This is a genomic window from Pseudomonas sp. LBUM1674 (genome assembly GCF_059695635.1).
Window position 1 is genome coordinate 6754568 of sequence record NZ_CP166779.1, and the last position, 16234, is coordinate 6770801.

A 16234-nucleotide genomic window follows, 5' to 3' on the forward strand; every position below is an offset into this window, starting at 1 on the left:
CTTACTTGATCAGACCATCCAGCGGCGAGGAAGCGCTGGCATAGAGTTTTTTCGGCATGCGGCCGGCGAGGTAGGCCAGGCGACCTGCAACGATGGCGTGTTTCATGGCTTCGGCCATCATGATTGGCTGCTGGGCGTGGGCGATGGCCGAGTTCATCAGCACCGCTTCGCAACCCAGTTCCATGGCGATGGTGGCGTCGGAAGCAGTACCGACACCGGCATCCACCAGCACCGGGATCTTGGCTTCTTCGAGGATGATCTGCAGGTTGTACGGATTGCAGATCCCCAGGCCCGTGCCGATCAGACCGGCCAGCGGCATGACCGCGATAACGCCGATTTCTGCCAGTTGACGGGCGATGATCGGGTCATCGCTGGTGTAGACCATCACGTCGAAGCCTTCCTTGACCAGCACTTCGGCGGCCTTGAGAGTTTCGATCACGTTGGGGAACAGGGTTTTCTGGTCCGCCAGCACTTCCAGCTTTACCAGGTTGTGGCCACCGAGCAGCTCACGGGCCAGGCGGCAGGTGCGCACAGCCTCGGTAGCGTCGAAGCAACCGGCGGTGTTAGGCAGGAAGGTGTAGCGATCCGGCGACAGGACTTCGAGCAGGTTCGGTTCGCCCGGGTTCTGGCCGAGGTTGGTGCGGCGCACGGCGAAGGTGACGATCTCGGCACCCGAGGCTTCGATGGCCAGGCGGGTTTCTTCCATGTCGCGGTACTTGCCAGTACCTACCAGCAAACGCGACTGGTAAGTACGACCGGCCAGGACAAAGGGCTTGTCGCTACGAACGATGCTCATGGGAAATCCTCTATAGGGGTGAGGTTCTTGCAGAATTCTGTGCCCTTGCGGGCCAGGCGACTAGCCGCCGCCGATGGCGTGCACGACTTCGACCGAATCGCCGTCGTTCAGCGTGGTGTCAGCATGCTGGCTGCGCGGGACGATATCCAGATTGAGTTCGACCGCCACCCGGCGTCCGGTCAGTTCCAGACGGGTCAGCAGGGCCGCAACGGTTTCACCGTCGGGCAGTTCAAGGGATTCGCCGTTCAATTGAATGCGCATACCGAATGGCCGCCATCATTTTAAGGGGCTGGCATTCTAGCCCGATCAGTCTTGGCGACCCAAGCCCTTAAGTCAGCCCAAGCGCCAAGCGGCAAGCCCCAAGCAAATCCAGCCCGCGAGAAACGCGAGGCCACCGATAGGCGTGACGATGCCAAGCTTGCTCACGCCAGTGATCGTCAGCAGATACAAGCTGCCGGAAAACAGCAGGATGCCGATGGCAAAGGATGCCCCCGCCCAAGTGATCAAACGGCCGGGGATCTGCGTGGCCAGCAGCGCTACACCCAGCAGCGCCAAGGTGTGCACCAGTTGATAGGTGACGCCGGTGTGGAAGATCGCCAGGTATTCGGGCGTCAGACGGCTTTTCAGTCCGTGGGCCGCGAATGCTCCAAGAGCAACGCCGGTGAAGCCGAAGAAAGCGGCCAACATCAGAAAGCCACGCAGCATGAAGAACTCCAGTCAGACTCGATCCACAGGGTCTGTATAATGGCCCGCTCGACGGGTTCGGCCAAGCCATCTCTATGCTGCGTTTATTCTTACGACGATTCACGAAGGCCCTGCTCTGGTTCGCGGGCGGCAGCGTGTTGCTGGTTCTGATCTTTCGCGTGGTGCCCCCACCGGGCACGGCGCTGATGGTCGAGCGCAAGGTCGAATCCTGGATCGACGGCGAGCCGATTGACCTGCAACGCACCTGGAAGCCCTGGGATGAAATCTCCGACGACCTGAAAGTCGCGGTGATCGCGGGCGAGGATCAGAAATTCCCGGAGCATTGGGGTTTTGACTTTGGGGCGATCCAGAAAGCCTTGGCCCATAACGAGCTCGGCGGTTCGATTCGCGGTGCCAGCACCCTGAGCCAGCAAGTCTCGAAGAATCTGTTTTTGTGGTCCGGCCGCAGTTGGCTGCGTAAAGGCCTGGAAGCGTGGTTCACCGGGTTGATCGAGGTGCTGTGGCCCAAGCAGCGGATTCTTGAGGTGTACCTGAACAGCGTCGAGTGGGATGACGGGGTGTTTGGCGCGGAAGCGGCGGCCCGGCATCACTTTGGTGTGAGCGCTCGTTCGTTGTCCCGGCAGCAGGCAAGTTTGTTGGCTGCTGTTCTGCCAAACCCGCGGGTCTGGAGTGCGAGTCATCCGACCAACTATGTCGCACGGCGGGCCGGGTGGATTCGGCAGCAGATGAGCCAGTTGGGTGGCGACAGTTATCTGGTCGGCCTCAACGATTCGCGTCGGGCGCCTTGGGCGCAGTAGCCGATTTCCTGAGCGCTGAAGATCCACTGTGGGAGCGAGCCTGCTCGCGATAGCGGTAGATTATTCAACATCTGTACCGACTGACCTGACGCCATCGCGAGCAGGCTCGCTCCCACAGGGGCCGGCGCCAGACGAAAAACCAGTACAAACAAAAACGCCCCGATCAATGATCGGGGCGTTTTTTATTGCCGGTTCGCAGGTTATGCGGCAATCGACAACTTGAGCTTGTTCATCGCGCTCTTCTCGAGCTGACGAATACGCTCGGCCGACACGTTGTACTTCTGCGCCAGGTCGTGCAGCGTGGCTTTTTCTTCTGCCAGCCAGCGCTGGTAGAGGATGTCACGGCTGCGGTCGTCCAGCACTTCCAGCGCTTCGTGCAGGTTGTGGTTGGAGTTGTCGCTCCAGTCGGCATCTTCCAGTTGACGGGCCGGGTCGTACCGGTGGTCTTCCAGATAGTTGGCCGGCGACTGGAATGCACTGTCGTCGTCCGCTTCCGCGGCCGGGTCGAAGGCCATGTCATGGCCGGTCAGGCGACTTTCCATCTCGCGCACTTCCCGCGGCTCTACGCCAAGGCTTTCCGCCACACGGTGGACTTCCTCGTTGTTCAGCCACGCCAGACGTTTTTTCTGGCTGCGCAGGTTGAAGAACAGCTTGCGCTGGGCCTTGGTGGTCGCGACTTTCACGATGCGCCAGTTGCGCAGGATGAACTCGTGGATTTCCGCCTTGATCCAGTGCACCGCAAAGGACACCAGGCGCACACCCATTTCCGGGTTGAAGCGCTTCACGGCCTTCATCAGGCCGACGTTGCCTTCCTGGATCAGGTCAGCCTGAGCCAGACCGTAGCCTGAATAGCTACGGGCGATATGTACAACAAAACGCAGGTGGGCGAGCACCATCTGCCGAGCCGCCCCCAAATCCTGCTCATAATAGAGACTCTCGGCCAGTTCACGCTCCTGCTCCGGCGTCAGCAATGGAATGCTGTTTACCGTGTGCACATAGGCCTCCAGGTTTGCACCCGGGACCAGAGCATATGCAGGTTGCAAAGAATTGGTCATACGAAAAAACCTCCGACTTACATAACTCGTGCAGTTCAGCACTGCGAAAATTGACCGGAAACCGAAAGACAAGTTCCCATAAACGCTGAAAGGTCAATACGAGCAAAATGATATTACTTTGGCGCAAGCTCCCTCAGGTGGCGTGCGACTGCAATCCATGCACCGATATACCCCAACAGCACCGCGCCAAGCAAGAGCGACAGACCGTCGGCAACCGGCACGCCGGCCAGTGCGAAATCACTGCCATACAACCCGGCCAGCCCGACTACCGCGTCGTTCAGCCAGTCCAGACCGAACGCCAGTACGCCCCATGAAAGAAGCCCCGCACCAAAGCCATAAAGCGCACCCATATACAGAAAGGGCCTGCGCACATAGCTGTCAGTGCCGCCTACGAGTTTAATCACTTCTATCTCTGTGCGGCGGTTTTCAATATGAAGACGAATGGTATTGCCTATCACCAAAAGTAATGCAGAAACCAGAAGCACGGTCAGACCGAAGACAAAACGGTCACCCAGCTTGAGGATCGCCGCCAAACGCTCGACCCAGACTAGATCAAGTTGCGCCTGCTGTACCTTCGGCAACTCGGAAAGTTTTTGTCTCAATGCTTCAAGGGCAGGCTTGTCGACTTCGGCCGGGGTCACCAGCACTACGCCTGGCAGCGGATTTTCCGGCAACTCCTTGAGCGCCTCGCCCAGGCCGGACTGTTGCTGGAACTCTTCCAGCGCCTGATCGCGGCCGACATATTCGGCCTCCGCGACACCGGGCATGCCCTTGATCTGCTCGCGCAACGCCTCGCCCTCGGTCGGGCTGGCGTCGATTTGCAGATAGAGGGAAATCTGCGCCGCACGCTGCCAGGAACCGCCGAGGCGCTCGACGTTACCTAGCAGAAGTGACAGGCCCATGGGCAGACTGAGGGCAACCGCCATCACCATGCAGGTGAAAAAACTGCCGACTGGTTGTTTGCCCAAGCGACGCAAACTATCCAGCAGGCTGGCACGATGGCTTTCGATCCAGGCGCGTAACAGCGTGGCGAAATCCGGACCATCATCATCGTCGCGTTTTTTCTTCTGCGGTTGCGGATCGGCACCTTTGGGCGCTACGCGCTCGGAAACCTTGGGGCTGCGTGTCGCACTCATACGGCGGCCTCCCCGTCACCGATCAATCGGCCGCGTTGCAGGGTCAGCATGCGGTGACGCATGCGAGCGATCAGCGCGAGGTCGTGACTGGCGATCAGTACGCTGGTGCCCAGGCGGTTGATGTCTTCGAAGACGCCCATGATTTCGGCTGCCAGGCGCGGGTCGAGGTTACCGGTTGGTTCGTCCGCCAGCAGCAAGGCCGGGCGGTGAACGATGGCACGGGCGATGCCGACGCGCTGTTGCTGCCCGGTAGACAGATCGCCCGGGTACAGATCGGTCTTGTCCGACAGCGCCACGCGCTCCAGGGCCGAATCCACTCGCTTGACGATCTCGGCCTTGGACAGGCCAAGAATCTGCAACGGCAACGCGACGTTGTTGAACACCGTGCGATCGAACAGCAACTGGTGGTTCTGGAACACCACGCCGATCTGCCGACGCAGGAAAGGTATTTGCGCGTTGCTGATGGTGGCCAGGTCTTGCCCGGCCAGCAGCAATTTGCCAGTGGTCGGGCGTTCCATGGCCAATAGCAGCCGCAACAGGGTGCTTTTACCGGCGCCGGAATGGCCGGTCACAAACAAGAATTCGCCCCGACGGACTCGAAAGCTCAGCTCATGCAAGCCGACGTGACCGTTCGGATAGCGTTTACCGACCTGTTCGAAACGAATCATGAACGCTCCCGCTCGGCAAACAGTGCCTGGACAAAGGGTTCTGCTTCAAAAGTACGCAAATCATCGATGCCTTCACCGACACCGATGTAGCGAATCGGCAGGCCAAACTGCTTGGCCAGGGCGAAAATCACCCCGCCCTTGGCGGTGCCGTCGAGTTTGGTCAAGGCCAGGCCGGTCAGTTCGACGGTCTGGTTGAACTGCTTGGCCTGGTTGATGGCGTTCTGGCCGGTACCGGCATCCAGTACCAGCAACACTTCGTGGGGCGCGTCGGCATCGAGCTTGCCGATCACCCGGCGCACCTTCTTCAGCTCTTCCATCAGGTTGTCTTTGGTGTGCAGGCGACCGGCGGTGTCGGCAATCAAAACGTCGATGCCACGAGCCTTGGCGGCCTGCACGGCGTCGAAGATCACCGATGCCGAGTCGGCGCCGGTGTGCTGGGCAATTACCGGAATCTTGTTGCGCTCGCCCCAGACCTGCAATTGCTCGACCGCTGCGGCGCGGAAAGTGTCACCCGCCGCGAGCATGACTTTCTTGCCTTCGAGTTGCAGCTTCTTCGCCAACTTGCCGATGGTGGTGGTCTTGCCGGCGCCGTTGACGCCGACCACCAGAATCACGAACGGCTTGTTCTGCGAGGTGATCTTCAGCGGCTGCTCGACGGGCTTGAGCATTGCCGCCAGCTCGGCTTGCAGGGACTTGTAGAGCGCATCCGCATCGGCCAGCTCTTTGCGTGCCACCTTTTGGGTCAGGCGCTGGATGATCACCGAAGTGGCTTCGACGCCCACATCAGCGGTCAACAGACGCGTCTCGATGTCTTCGAGCAGCTCGTCATCGATGATCTTCTTGCCCAGGAACAGGCTGGCCATGCCTTCGCCAATGCTGGCGCTGGTCTTGGACAGGCCTTGCTTGAGGCGGGCGAAGAAACCGGCTTTGGTTTCTTCGGTACGCGCAGGCTCTGCGGGTGCTTCGACGGGCACGACAGGTGCCGGGGCAACGGGCGCAACGACAGGAATGGAGGCTGGAACAACCGGAGCAGCGACAGGAATGGGTGCTGGAGCAACCGGAGCAATCGGAGCAGCAACAGGCACGGGTACTGGAGCAATCGGAGCAACAACTGCTGGAGCCACAGGCGCCGGGATCACCGGAGCAGGCTCGGCCACCACGACTGGCGCGATCACCGGCGCCACCACCGGTGGCTGAACCGGCTCGGGAGCAAAGGCCGTCGGGGCCGGAATCGGCGGCGCAATGTGCGGCGCCAACTCATCTTCGACCAATGCCACCGGCTCTTCCGCCACAGGCAATGTCAACCAGGGCTCGGCAACGGGGGTCAACGGCACCTGGGTCACGATTTCGGCCACAACATCGGGCTCAGGCTTGGTGACCGGTTGCAGCACCGGCTCGGCAATCGGCAAGACCATCGGCGCGGGCGCTTCATCGATGACCGGCGCAGGTGTTGGCTCAGGCTGCTCAGGAAGTAGCTGGGGCTGTGGCTGTTCGACGACGGGTTCCTGCGGCTTTTTGCGCAGCCATCCGAACAGGCTTTTCTTCTCGCCAGCCGCAGCTGGGGCTTTCTTGTCGTCGTTGGAACCAAACATGGAGGACGGCTATCTCACAGTAGCGACGCGCCAAAGGGCGCCTCGGCAAATGAATATTCGATGCAGAACAGACTGCGATTGATCCAGCTTGTTCACGCGCAACATTTTGTCGAGGTGCAAACGGCACCTTACAAAATCGATTTCACGAAGGACTGAAGCGGCAAAATCGGCGAAAAAGCTAAGTCTAGTCGATAAACCACAGCCTTTTGCCGCAAACCCATACAACCTGATCAAACGCAAAGGCCTGATAGGCGTGGCCGCCAGTAAAACGGATCAGTATCCTAGCACCCTCTCGCCCGCTGACGCTAAGAACAAGCGGGCAGCCCCAAAGGTTTAAAATACGAATGAATGCTCTAGCCCGCCGCGCTGCAGGCCTGCTGCTCAGCACAGTTTGTCTGCCCCTCTCGGCCCTGGCTGCCGATCCACAACCCACCCACGAATTCACCCTCGATAACGGCCTGAAGGTTGTCGTGCGCGAAGACCATCGTGCGCCGGTGGTGGTTTCCCAAGTCTGGTACAAGGTCGGCTCCAGCTACGAGACGCCGGGCCAGACCGGTTTGTCCCACGCCCTGGAACACATGATGTTCAAGGGCAGCGAGAAAGTCGGCCCCGGCGAGGCTTCACTGATCCTGCGCGACCTCGGTGCCGAAGAGAACGCTTTCACCAGCGACGACTTCACCGCTTACTACCAGGTCCTGGCCCGCGACCGCCTGGGCGTGGCCTTCGAGCTGGAAGCCGACCGCATGGCCAACCTGCGCCTGCCGGCGGACGAGTTCGCCCGCGAGATCGAGGTCATCAAAGAAGAACGCCGCCTGCGCACCGACGACAAGCCGATGTCCAAGGCCTACGAACGCTTCAAGGCCATGGCCTACCCGGCCAGCGGTTACCACACGCCGACCATCGGCTGGATGGCGGACCTGGACCGCATGAAGGTCGAAGAGCTGCGCCACTGGTACCAGTCCTGGTACGTGCCCAACAATGCCACCCTGGTGGTGGTGGGCGACGTGACGCCGGATGAAGTCAAAACCCTGGCCCAACGCTACTTCGGCCCGATCGCCAAGCGTGACGTGCCTGCGGCGAAAATTCCGCTGGAATTGGCCGAACCCGGCGAACGCCAGATCACCTTGCACGTGCAGACCCAACTGCCGAGCCTGATGCTGGGCTTCAACGTGCCCAGCATCGCCACCGCCGAAGACAAACGCCCGGTGAACGCCTTGCGGCTGATTTCCGCCCTGCTCGATGGCGGCTACAGCGGCCGCATCCCGACGCAACTGGAACGCGGTGAAGAACTGGTGTCCGGCGGTTCGTCGAGCTACGACGCCTATACCCGTGGCGACAGCCTGTTCACCCTGTCGGCAACACCGAACACCCAGAAAAACAAAACCATGGCCCAGGTTGAAGCCGGCTTGTGGAAGCTGCTCGAACAGCTGAAAACCACGGCGCCGTCCACCGAAGAACTGGAACGCGTCCGCGCGCAGGTCATTGCCGGCCTGGTCTACGAGCGTGACTCGATCACCAGCCAGGCCACCGCTATCGGCCAACTGGAAACCGTGGGCCTGTCCTGGAAATTGATGGACACCGAACTGGCCGACCTGGAAAGCGTGACTCCGCAAGACATCCAGAACGCCGCCAAGCTGTACTTCACCCGCGAACGTCTCAGCGTCGCCCATGTACTGCCACAGGAGACGACTCATGAGTGAGCGTAAAAAAACACGCCTGGCGGTGGCCGGCCTGATCGTCGCCGCACTGATCGGGTCTGCCGCGTTTTACTTTGCCAAGACCGACGAATCAAAGGCCAGCGAAGCCCTGGACAAAGCCAAGGCCAGCCAGAAGCTGCAATCGCTGGCCGAGCTCGATGGCAAGGCACCCAGCCGCCGCAGTCTGGATGTGCAGACCTGGAACACCGCCGAAGGCGCCAAGGTGCTGTTCGTCGAGGCTCGCGAATTGCCGATGTTCGACATGCGCCTGATCTTTTCCGCCGGCAGCAGCCAGGACGCAGACGCGCCGGGCCTGGCCGTGCTGACCAACGCCATGCTCAACGAAGGCGTGGCCGGTAAAGATGTCGGCGCCATCGCTCAGGGCTTCGAAGGCCTGGGCGCGGACTTTGGCAACGGCGCATTCAAAGACATGGCCCTGGCCTCCCTGCGCAGCCTCAGCGCCGTGGACAAGCGCGAACCCGCGCTGAAGCTGTTCTCGGAAGTGGTCGGCAAACCGACCTTCCCTGCCGATTCGTTCGCGCGCATCAAGAACCAGATGCTCGCCGGTTTCGAATACCAGAAGCAGAACCCCGGCAAACTGGCCAGCCTGGAGCTGATGAACCGGCTCTACGGCGATCACCCGTACGCGCATTCCAGCGATGGCACGGCGAAAACCGTACCGGCGATCACCCTGGCGCAATTGAAGGCGTTCCATGAAAAAGCCTACGCCTCCGGCAACGTGGTGATTGCGCTGGTAGGCGACCTGTCCCGCGCCGAAGCCGAGGCGATTGCTGCACAGGTTTCCGGTGCGCTGCCCAAAGGGCCGGCCCTGGCGAAAATCCCGCAACCGGCAGAACCCAAAGCCAGCATCGGCCACATCGAGTTTCCGTCCAAGCAGACCAACCTGATGCTCGCGCAGCTGGGCATCGACCGTGACGACCCGGACTACGCGGCGCTGTCCATGGGCAACCAGATCCTTGGTGGCGGTGGTTTTGGCACCCGGTTGATGAGCGAAGTGCGCGAGAAGCGTGGCCTGGCCTACGGCGTCTATTCGGGCTTCACCCCGATGCAGGCGCGGGGTCCGTTCATGATCAACCTGCAAACCCGCGCCGAGATGAGCGAAGGCACACTGAAACTGGTGCAGGATGTACTCGCCGACTACCTCAAGACCGGCCCGACGGAAAAAGAACTCGACGACGCCAAGCGTGAACTGGCCGGCAGCTTCCCGCTGTCCACCGCCAGCAACGCCGATATCGTCGGTCAGCTCGGCGCCATGGGCTTCTACAACCTGCCATTGAGCTATCTGGAAGACTTCATGCAGCAATCCCAGAGCCTGACCGTCGAACAGGTCAAAACCGCACTGAACAAACACCTGAGCACGGACAAACTGGTCATCGTCAGCGCTGGCCCGACCGTGCCGCAAAAGCCGTTACCGGCCCCATCTGATAAACCTGCCGAGCAACCGCTCGGGGTTCCGGAGCATTAATGGCCACTCGTCCTAAAAAACCCGTACACAACGTGCATAACGGCGTGAACCAACTTCGTATCATCGGCGGTGAATGGGGCAGCCGAAAGCTGAGCTTCCCCGATGCGCCGGGCTTGCGTCCGACCCCGGACCGGGTGCGCGAAACCCTGTTCAACTGGCTCGCGCCCTATGTCGCCGGCGCAAAAGTATTTGATCCATTCGCCGGCAGTGGCGCGTTGTTTCTCGAGGCTTTATCCCGTGGCGCAGCGATGGGCCAGGCGCTGGATGCGAGCAACATCGCGGTAGCGAGCATCAAGGAGCATCTGGGTACCCTGCGCTGCACGACAGGCCAGATTCAGACGGCCGATGCCTTGCGCTACCTGGAAACCCAGCCAGCGGTTGCCTACGACCTGGTGTTCCTCGATCCGCCGTTCAACCAGAATCTGTTGCCCGCCGTTTGCGCGCTGCTCGAAGAACGCCAATGGCTGGCCGACGACGCCTGGGTGTACACCGAAAGCGAAACCGCGCCTTCGACGCTTGGCCTGCCGGGGAACTGGCGCCTGCATCGCGAACAAAAATCCGGGCGCGTCTACTACTCGTTGTGGCAACGTATGGCAGAGATTGCCGGTTAACCGACCGGCCTGAAAAGGTGCGCACAGGTTGCGCACCGCTGCATCGAGAGCCATCGTGTCCCTTCCGTCAGAACGCTTCACACCCGCCTTCGGCCTCGGCAATCCTCACTTTCAGACCTTGTGGGGACCGCTTTGGCGCAAAACCACCCATATCGAGCGCGAGCGCGAACGCCTGTGGCTCGAGGATGGTGACTTCCTCGACCTGGACTGGCACGGCCCGCACAGTGCCGATGCGCCGCTGGTGCTGGTGTTGCACGGACTGACCGGTTCGTCGAACTCGCCTTACGTGGCCGGATTGCAAAAGGCGCTGGATATCCAGGGCTGGGCCAGCGTCGCGCTGAACTGGCGCGGCTGCTCGGGCGAACCCAATCTGTTGCCGCGCAGCTACCATTCCGGCGCCAGCGAAGACCTGGCCGAAACCATCAAGCACTTGCGGGCCAAACGGCCGCTCGCACCACTGTATGCGGTCGGTTATTCCTTGGGCGGCAACGTCTTGCTCAAGCATCTGGGCGAGACTGGCAGTGACAGCGGGGTGCTTGGTGCCGTGGCGGTGTCGGTGCCGTTTCGCCTGGATCATTGCGCCGACCGTATCGGCCAGGGATTCTCGAAGCTCTATCAGGCGCATTTCATGCGCGAGATGGTGGCCTACATCAAGAATAAACAGCGGCAGTTCCGGCATGACGGGCGCGAGGATGGGCTGGCGGCATTGGCGGCCCTTGGCTCGCTGGACAACATGCGTACCTTCTGGGATTTCGATGGCCGGGTGACCGCGCCGTTGAACGGATTCGCCGATGCCGAAGATTACTATCGTCGCGCTTCGAGCCGTTATTTCCTTGGAGAGATTCGCACACCAACCCTGATCATTCAGGCGGCTGACGACCCTTTTGTCTTCCCTCATAGCCTGCCGCAAGCAGAAGAGCTATCCGAGTGCATTCAATTCGAGCTACAAGCCAAGGGTGGGCATGTCGGCTTCGTCGAGGGGACGTTCCGGCAACCGGCTTACTATCTCGAACGCCGCATTCCTCAGTGGCTGACCGCTATGGGTCGTGAATAAGCCGATGCATACCAATCAAGGCGAGTCGATTCATTTCTGGCAAACGGCACCGCTGGCCGGGGTCGAATTATTGTCTGCGCGCTACATCGAGCACCGTTTCGCGCCCCACGTGCATGACGGCTATGTGATCGGCATGATCATGGCTGGCGCCCAGCGCTACCGCTATCGCGGCGCCGAGCATCTGGCGGGTAGCGGCACGCTGGTCTTGATCAATCCGGATGAACTGCACACCGGCCATAAAGGCACGGAAGACGGCTGGTTGTATCGGGCGTTTTATCCCGACAGCGGTCAGATTCTCTCGCTGCTGGCCGAACTCGAACTGCCGACCGCCACCTTGCCGGCGTTCGGCGCCACGCTGTATCGCGACCCGGATCTGGTGAAAGGCTTTTGCCAGCTGCACCGTTTGCTGGAAAGTCCGTCCACGGCCTTGCAACAACAGACTGCCTGGCGGGAAATGATGCTGTCGTTGCTGCAACGTCATGCGGCCGTTCCGGTTGCGGGCAAACCCGGCAAGGAACACCGGGCGGTGACCCTGGCCAAGGAGCTGCTGCAAGCGCAATTGGCGGCTCCACCGTCCCTGGAAGAACTCGCTGCAGCGGTAAACCTCTCGCCGTTCCACTTCGCCAGGGTGTTCCGCCGCGCCACCGGCATGCCGCCGCACACCTGGCTGATGCAGCAGCGAATCGCTCGAGCGCGGGCGTTGCTACAGGACGGTTGCTTGCCTTTGGAAGTGGCCACGCAGTTGGGCTTTGCCGACCAGAGCCACCTGAGTCGGCAGTTCAAGCAGGTGTACGGGGTCGGGCCGGGGGCGTATCGCAGTGCCCGGCAATTGCCGGGACTTTGATAGCGATGAAGATCCAACTGTGGGAGCGGGCTTGCCCGCTCCCACAGTTAATTTGCGGTTATTCGCCGGTAGCGATTCCCCGCGCCGGATCGTTGATCCACTCGCTCCACGACCCCGCATACAACGCCCCCAACGGATAACCCGCCAGGCACAAGGCGAACAGGTTGTGACAAGCCGTCACCCCGGAGCCGCAATACGCCACCAGATCAGTCGGCGAACGACTACCGAGTTTCGCGGCAAACCGCTGCTTGAGCTGATCGGCCGGCAGGAAACGCCCGTCGCTGCCCAGGTTGTCGGTGAACGCTGCACATTGCGCGCCCGGGATGTGCCCGGCGATCGGGTCGATCGGTTCCACTTCGCCCTTGAAGCGCGGCAAGGCTCTAGCGTCGAGCAAGGTCAGCGCAGGCTGGCCAAGACGTTGCGCAAGTGCTTCGGCATCCAGGATAAGCGCGTTGTCCGGCCCCCCCGTGAAGGTCCCGCGTTCGATATCGGGCGCATCCAGACTCAGCGGCAAACCTGCCGCGTGCCAGGCCTTGAGCCCGCCATCCAGAATAAACACGCCGTCGCGCTTGCCCAGCCAGGCCAGCAACCACCAGGCCCGCGCCGCGTAGGCCCCCGGGCCGTCGTCGTACAAAACCACTTCGCTGTCGGCGTTGATACCCCAAGCCTGCAGGCGTTCGACCAGGTCCTCAGGCTCTGGCAACGGATGGCGACCCGTCACACCCTTGACCACCGTCCCGCTCAAATCACGCTCAAGATCGGCAAAGCTCGACCCGGCAATATGCCCTTCGGCATAGCTGCGCTGGCCGTAGTCCGGGTCTTCGAGGGAATAACGACAATCCAGAATCACCAGCCCTGGCTGATCCTTTTTCAGGTCCAACGCTTGCGGGCTGATCAGTTGCGCAATGGGCATAACGGGCTCCTGTGATGGCGGTAGTCGATCCTGTTGCTCTTTCTATCCCACTTCTTCCAGTGCCTGGGCCAATGGCACATAAAACTCCTCGAACAGTGCGTTGACCGCGTCGCGGGACTGATCCGTGACGAAGCCGGCTTCCAGCACCAGCACCTGATAAACGCCACGTTTAATAGCTTGTTCGCTCAAGTGATTGGAATTTTCCCGCGTGGTACACAGAAAACGCACCCAGGACGTGAGAATGATCCAGGCATTGAGGGTCAGGGATTCGATCTGCACCCGGTCCATCTTCAAGATACCGGCCTCGACGAACCCTTTGTAGATGGCCGTTCCCTGAATCACGCAGCGCTGGGAAAAGCGTCGGTAACGGGCGGCCAGTTCCGGATCGCTGTCGAGCAAGTGCTCGAGGTCTCGATGCAGAAACCGATAGCGCCACATGGCTGCCAGCAATTCCTTGAGGTAGTAACGCTTATCCTCGACCGTCGCGGCGCGGCCCTGGGGCGGGCGCAGGAAACTGTCCACCAGGCTTTCGTACTCACTGAACAGCACGGCGATGATCGCCTGCTTGTTAGGGAAGTGGTAGTACAGGTTGCCGGGAGAGATGTCCATGTGGGCAGCAATGTGGTTGGTGCTGATACTGCGCTCGCCCAGTTGATTGAACAGTTCCAGGCTGTTCTGCACGATGCGCTCGCTGGTTTTGATCCTTGGGGCCATGGCTTGAGCTTTAATTCAGAGTGCGGTGACGGGCATCTTACGACCTATCCGGGCGTGTATAAAACAAAGCTGCGCCAGGATGTCATTTGACTTTTTAGAGCATAGACTCTAAAAAGCTCCCTATAACAAATAATCCGGAGCCTACAATGACTGCTGACATTGCCTACCTGCCGAACCTACAGCAGCCTCTGGAAGAGCTCCATGCCTTGTTCGACACGCAACGCGCGGCGTATGCCGGCAACCCCATGCCGCCAGCGGCGCAACGCCAGCAATGGCTCAAGGCGTTGCGGGATCTGCTGAACAAGGAACGCCAGGCCTTGATCGAGGCGATCAGCCAGGACTTCAGCCATCGCAGCGCCGATGAAACCCTGCTTGCCGAACTGATGCCCAGCCTGCACGGCATCCATTACGCCAGCCAGCACCTCAAAAGCTGGATGAAAGTGTCACGGCGCAAGGTCGGCGTTGCCTTTCAACCTGCCTCGGCCAAAGTCGTTTATCAACCGCTGGGCGTGGTTGGCGTGATCGTGCCGTGGAATTACCCGTTGTACCTGGCTATCGGCCCGCTGGTGGGCGCGTTGTCGGCGGGCAATCGGGTGATGCTCAAACTCAGCGAATCGACGCCTGCCACCGGTCTGCTGCTCAAGGAACTGCTGGGGCGAATCTTTCCCCAGGACCTGGTTTGCGTGGTGCTGGGTGAAGCCGATATCGGCGTGGCCTTCTCCCGGCTGCGCTTCGATCACCTGCTGTTCACCGGCGCTACCAGTATCGGCAAACAGGTGATGCGCGCGGCTGCGGAAAACCTGACACCGGTGACCCTTGAGCTGGGCGGCAAGTCTCCGGCCATCGTCTCCCGCGATGTGCCCCTCAAGGATGCCGCCGAACGCATCGCTTTCGGCAAGACGCTCAACGCCGGACAAACATGCGTGGCCCCGGACTACGTGCTGGTGCCGGAAGATCGCGTCGGTTCCTTCGTCGAAGCCTATCGCCAGGCAGTTCGCGGATTTTATCCGACCCTGGCGGACAACCCGGACTACACCGCGATCATCAATGACCGACAACTGCAGCGGCTCAATGGCTACCTGAGTGACGCCACCAGCAAAGGTGCGCTGCTGATTCCGTTGTTCGACCAGGGCCAGGGCCGGCGCATGAGCCACAGCCTGCTGCTCAACGTCACTGACGAGATGATGGTGATGCAAGACGAGATCTTCGGCCCGCTGCTGCCGATCGTGCCCTACAAGGATCTGGACGAAGCGTTTGCCTACATCAATCAACGACCTCGTCCGCTGGCCCTGTATTACTTCGGCTACGACAAGCGCGAGCAAAACCGCGTGCTCAGCGAGACCCATTCCGGCGGGGTCTGCCTGAATGACACCCTGCTGCATGTCGCTCAGGACGATATGCCGTTCGGTGGTATTGGCGCCTCCGGCATGGGGCATTACCACGGCCACGAAGGCTTCCTGACCTTCAGCAAGGCCAAGGGTGTGCTGATCAAACAACGCTTCAACGCGGCGAAACTGATCTACCCGCCCTACGGCAAACCCCTTCAAAAACTGATTCAGAAGTTGTTTATCCGCTAACGATCACCTCCACCGGGTACTGACCACGATGAGCCCCAGCCTGTCCGATACCCCCGCGCTGTCCCGGCGCGGCCTGCTTCAATTCAGCCTGGGTGCCAGTGCCTTTCTGGCCACGGTCGGCTTGGGAGCGAGCCTCAGCGGCTGCTCGTCGAGTACTCCCGCCGGCGGTTTCGCGATTCTGCGCAGCGGCGATTTGCTGCTTTTGCGGGCGTTGATTCCGGTGATGCTCGACGGTGCCATAGCGGTCGAGAAAATGCCGGCGGCCGTCGACCAGACCCTGCACTGCCTCGATAACGGCCTCAACCATCTGTCGCCGGAAATGCTCAAGCTGACCCGACAATTGTTCGATGTGCTGGGGATCACCGTGACTCGCGGGCCGCTCACCGGGATCTGGGGGAGTTGGGAAAATGCCGGCAGCGAAGACATCCGCGAATTTCTTGATCGCTGGGAAAACAGCTCCCTGAGTTTGCTGCGCATGGGGCACAGCTCGTTGCTGCAACTGGTGATGATGGCGTGGTACAGCCGCGCGGAATCGTGGGCGCATTGCGGGTATCCCGGGCCGCCCAAGATTTGAAATCGTGTCGACCCC

General features: G+C 60.8%; 17 protein-coding genes. 8 read left to right on the forward strand and 9 right to left on the reverse strand.

The window, feature by feature from the left end; all coding sequences use genetic code 11:
- Nucleotide 1: 1 nt before the first annotated feature.
- The 3 genes from ACA067_RS31010 to ACA067_RS31020 all read right to left on the reverse strand — a co-directional run bounded on the left by ACA067_RS31010 (nucleotide 2) and on the right by ACA067_RS31020 (nucleotide 1501).
- Nucleotides 2-796, reverse strand: coding sequence for a thiazole synthase (locus ACA067_RS31010; RefSeq protein ID WP_008068101.1), 795 nt, complete (start codon nucleotides 794-796; stop codon nucleotides 2-4).
- Between the two features lie 60 nt (nucleotides 797-856).
- Nucleotides 857-1057, reverse strand: coding sequence for a sulfur carrier protein ThiS (gene thiS, locus ACA067_RS31015; protein ID WP_008026157.1), 201 nt, complete (start codon nucleotides 1055-1057; stop codon nucleotides 857-859).
- A 72-nt stretch (nucleotides 1058-1129) separates the two neighbouring features.
- The gene (locus ACA067_RS31020; protein ID WP_497459860.1) at nucleotides 1130-1501 is read right to left on the reverse strand and encodes a DUF423 domain-containing protein; all 372 of its coding nucleotides are present in this window, start codon (nucleotides 1499-1501) and stop codon (nucleotides 1130-1132) included.
- A gap of 74 nt (nucleotides 1502-1575) precedes the next feature.
- Between ACA067_RS31020 and mtgA the strand changes: the two genes are divergently transcribed.
- Nucleotides 1576-2298: a monofunctional biosynthetic peptidoglycan transglycosylase gene (gene mtgA / locus ACA067_RS31025; protein ID WP_497459861.1), complete on the forward strand. Its 723-nt coding sequence runs from the start codon at nucleotides 1576-1578 to the stop codon at nucleotides 2296-2298.
- 200 nt (nucleotides 2299-2498) lie between these two features.
- On the opposite strand, the gene rpoH is transcribed toward mtgA, so the two are convergent.
- From rpoH to ftsY, 4 genes are all read right to left on the reverse strand, one after another.
- Entirely contained in the window at nucleotides 2499-3353 is an 855-nt protein-coding gene (gene rpoH / locus ACA067_RS31030; protein ID WP_007897890.1) for an RNA polymerase sigma factor RpoH, read from the reverse strand.
- Nucleotides 3354-3466: 113 nt separating this feature from the next.
- Entirely contained in the window at nucleotides 3467-4489 is a 1023-nt protein-coding gene (gene ftsX / locus ACA067_RS31035; protein WP_497459862.1) for a permease-like cell division protein FtsX, read from the reverse strand.
- Nucleotides 4486-5157 carry a cell division ATP-binding protein FtsE gene (ftsE, locus tag ACA067_RS31040; RefSeq protein WP_064680267.1) on the reverse strand — a complete coding sequence of 224 codons (672 nt, stop codon included), beginning with the start codon at nucleotides 5155-5157 and terminating at the stop codon, nucleotides 4486-4488. Before ftsE ends, ftsX begins: the two co-directional genes overlap by 4 nt.
- Complete coding sequence (gene ftsY / locus ACA067_RS31045; protein WP_497459863.1) at nucleotides 5154-6749, reverse strand: signal recognition particle-docking protein FtsY; 1596 nt, start codon at nucleotides 6747-6749, stop codon at nucleotides 5154-5156. Before ftsY ends, ftsE begins: the two co-directional genes overlap by 4 nt.
- 344 nt (nucleotides 6750-7093) lie before the next feature.
- Here ftsY and ACA067_RS31050 point away from each other — a divergent pair, with 344 nt between their 5' ends.
- Genes ACA067_RS31050 through ACA067_RS31070 form a run of 5 tightly spaced genes read left to right on the forward strand, consistent with a single transcriptional unit; the run spans nucleotide 7094 to nucleotide 12441 of the window.
- Nucleotides 7094-8449, forward strand: coding sequence for a M16 family metallopeptidase (locus ACA067_RS31050; RefSeq protein WP_497459864.1), 1356 nt, complete (start codon nucleotides 7094-7096; stop codon nucleotides 8447-8449).
- A complete protein-coding gene (locus ACA067_RS31055) occupies nucleotides 8442-9932 on the forward strand; it encodes a M16 family metallopeptidase (protein ID WP_497459865.1) in 1491 nt (496 codons plus the stop codon). The genes ACA067_RS31050 and ACA067_RS31055 overlap by 8 nt, the downstream gene beginning before the upstream one ends.
- Nucleotides 9932-10543 (forward strand): 16S rRNA (guanine(966)-N(2))-methyltransferase RsmD, encoded by a 612-nt coding sequence (rsmD, locus tag ACA067_RS31060; protein WP_497459866.1) that lies wholly within the window; start codon nucleotides 9932-9934, stop codon nucleotides 10541-10543. The genes ACA067_RS31055 and rsmD overlap by 1 nt, the downstream gene beginning before the upstream one ends.
- A gap of 55 nt (nucleotides 10544-10598) precedes the next feature.
- Complete coding sequence (locus tag ACA067_RS31065; RefSeq protein WP_497459867.1) at nucleotides 10599-11597, forward strand: hydrolase; 999 nt, start codon at nucleotides 10599-10601, stop codon at nucleotides 11595-11597.
- Nucleotides 11598-11601: 4 nt separating this feature from the next.
- The gene (locus tag ACA067_RS31070; protein ID WP_497459868.1) at nucleotides 11602-12441 is read left to right on the forward strand and encodes an AraC family transcriptional regulator; all 840 of its coding nucleotides are present in this window, start codon (nucleotides 11602-11604) and stop codon (nucleotides 12439-12441) included.
- A gap of 58 nt (nucleotides 12442-12499) precedes the next feature.
- Here ACA067_RS31070 and ACA067_RS31075 read toward each other — a convergent pair whose 3' ends face one another.
- Complete coding sequence (locus ACA067_RS31075) at nucleotides 12500-13354, reverse strand: sulfurtransferase (RefSeq protein ID WP_497459869.1); 855 nt, start codon at nucleotides 13352-13354, stop codon at nucleotides 12500-12502.
- A 42-nt stretch (nucleotides 13355-13396) separates the two neighbouring features.
- Nucleotides 13397-14068 (reverse strand): TetR/AcrR family transcriptional regulator, encoded by a 672-nt coding sequence (locus ACA067_RS31080; RefSeq protein WP_497459870.1) that lies wholly within the window; start codon nucleotides 14066-14068, stop codon nucleotides 13397-13399.
- Nucleotides 14069-14214: 146 nt separating this feature from the next.
- On the opposite strand from ACA067_RS31080, the gene ACA067_RS31085 reads away from it, so the two are divergent.
- Both ACA067_RS31085 and ACA067_RS31090 read left to right on the forward strand, forming a co-directional pair.
- Nucleotides 14215-15645, forward strand: coding sequence for a coniferyl aldehyde dehydrogenase (locus ACA067_RS31085; RefSeq protein WP_497459871.1), 1431 nt, complete (start codon nucleotides 14215-14217; stop codon nucleotides 15643-15645).
- Nucleotides 15646-15673: 28 nt separating this feature from the next.
- On the forward strand, nucleotides 15674-16219 hold the full coding sequence (locus ACA067_RS31090) for a twin-arginine translocation pathway signal protein (RefSeq protein ID WP_497459872.1): 546 nt from the start codon (nucleotides 15674-15676) through the stop codon (nucleotides 16217-16219).
- Nucleotides 16220-16234: the final 15 nt, after the last annotated feature.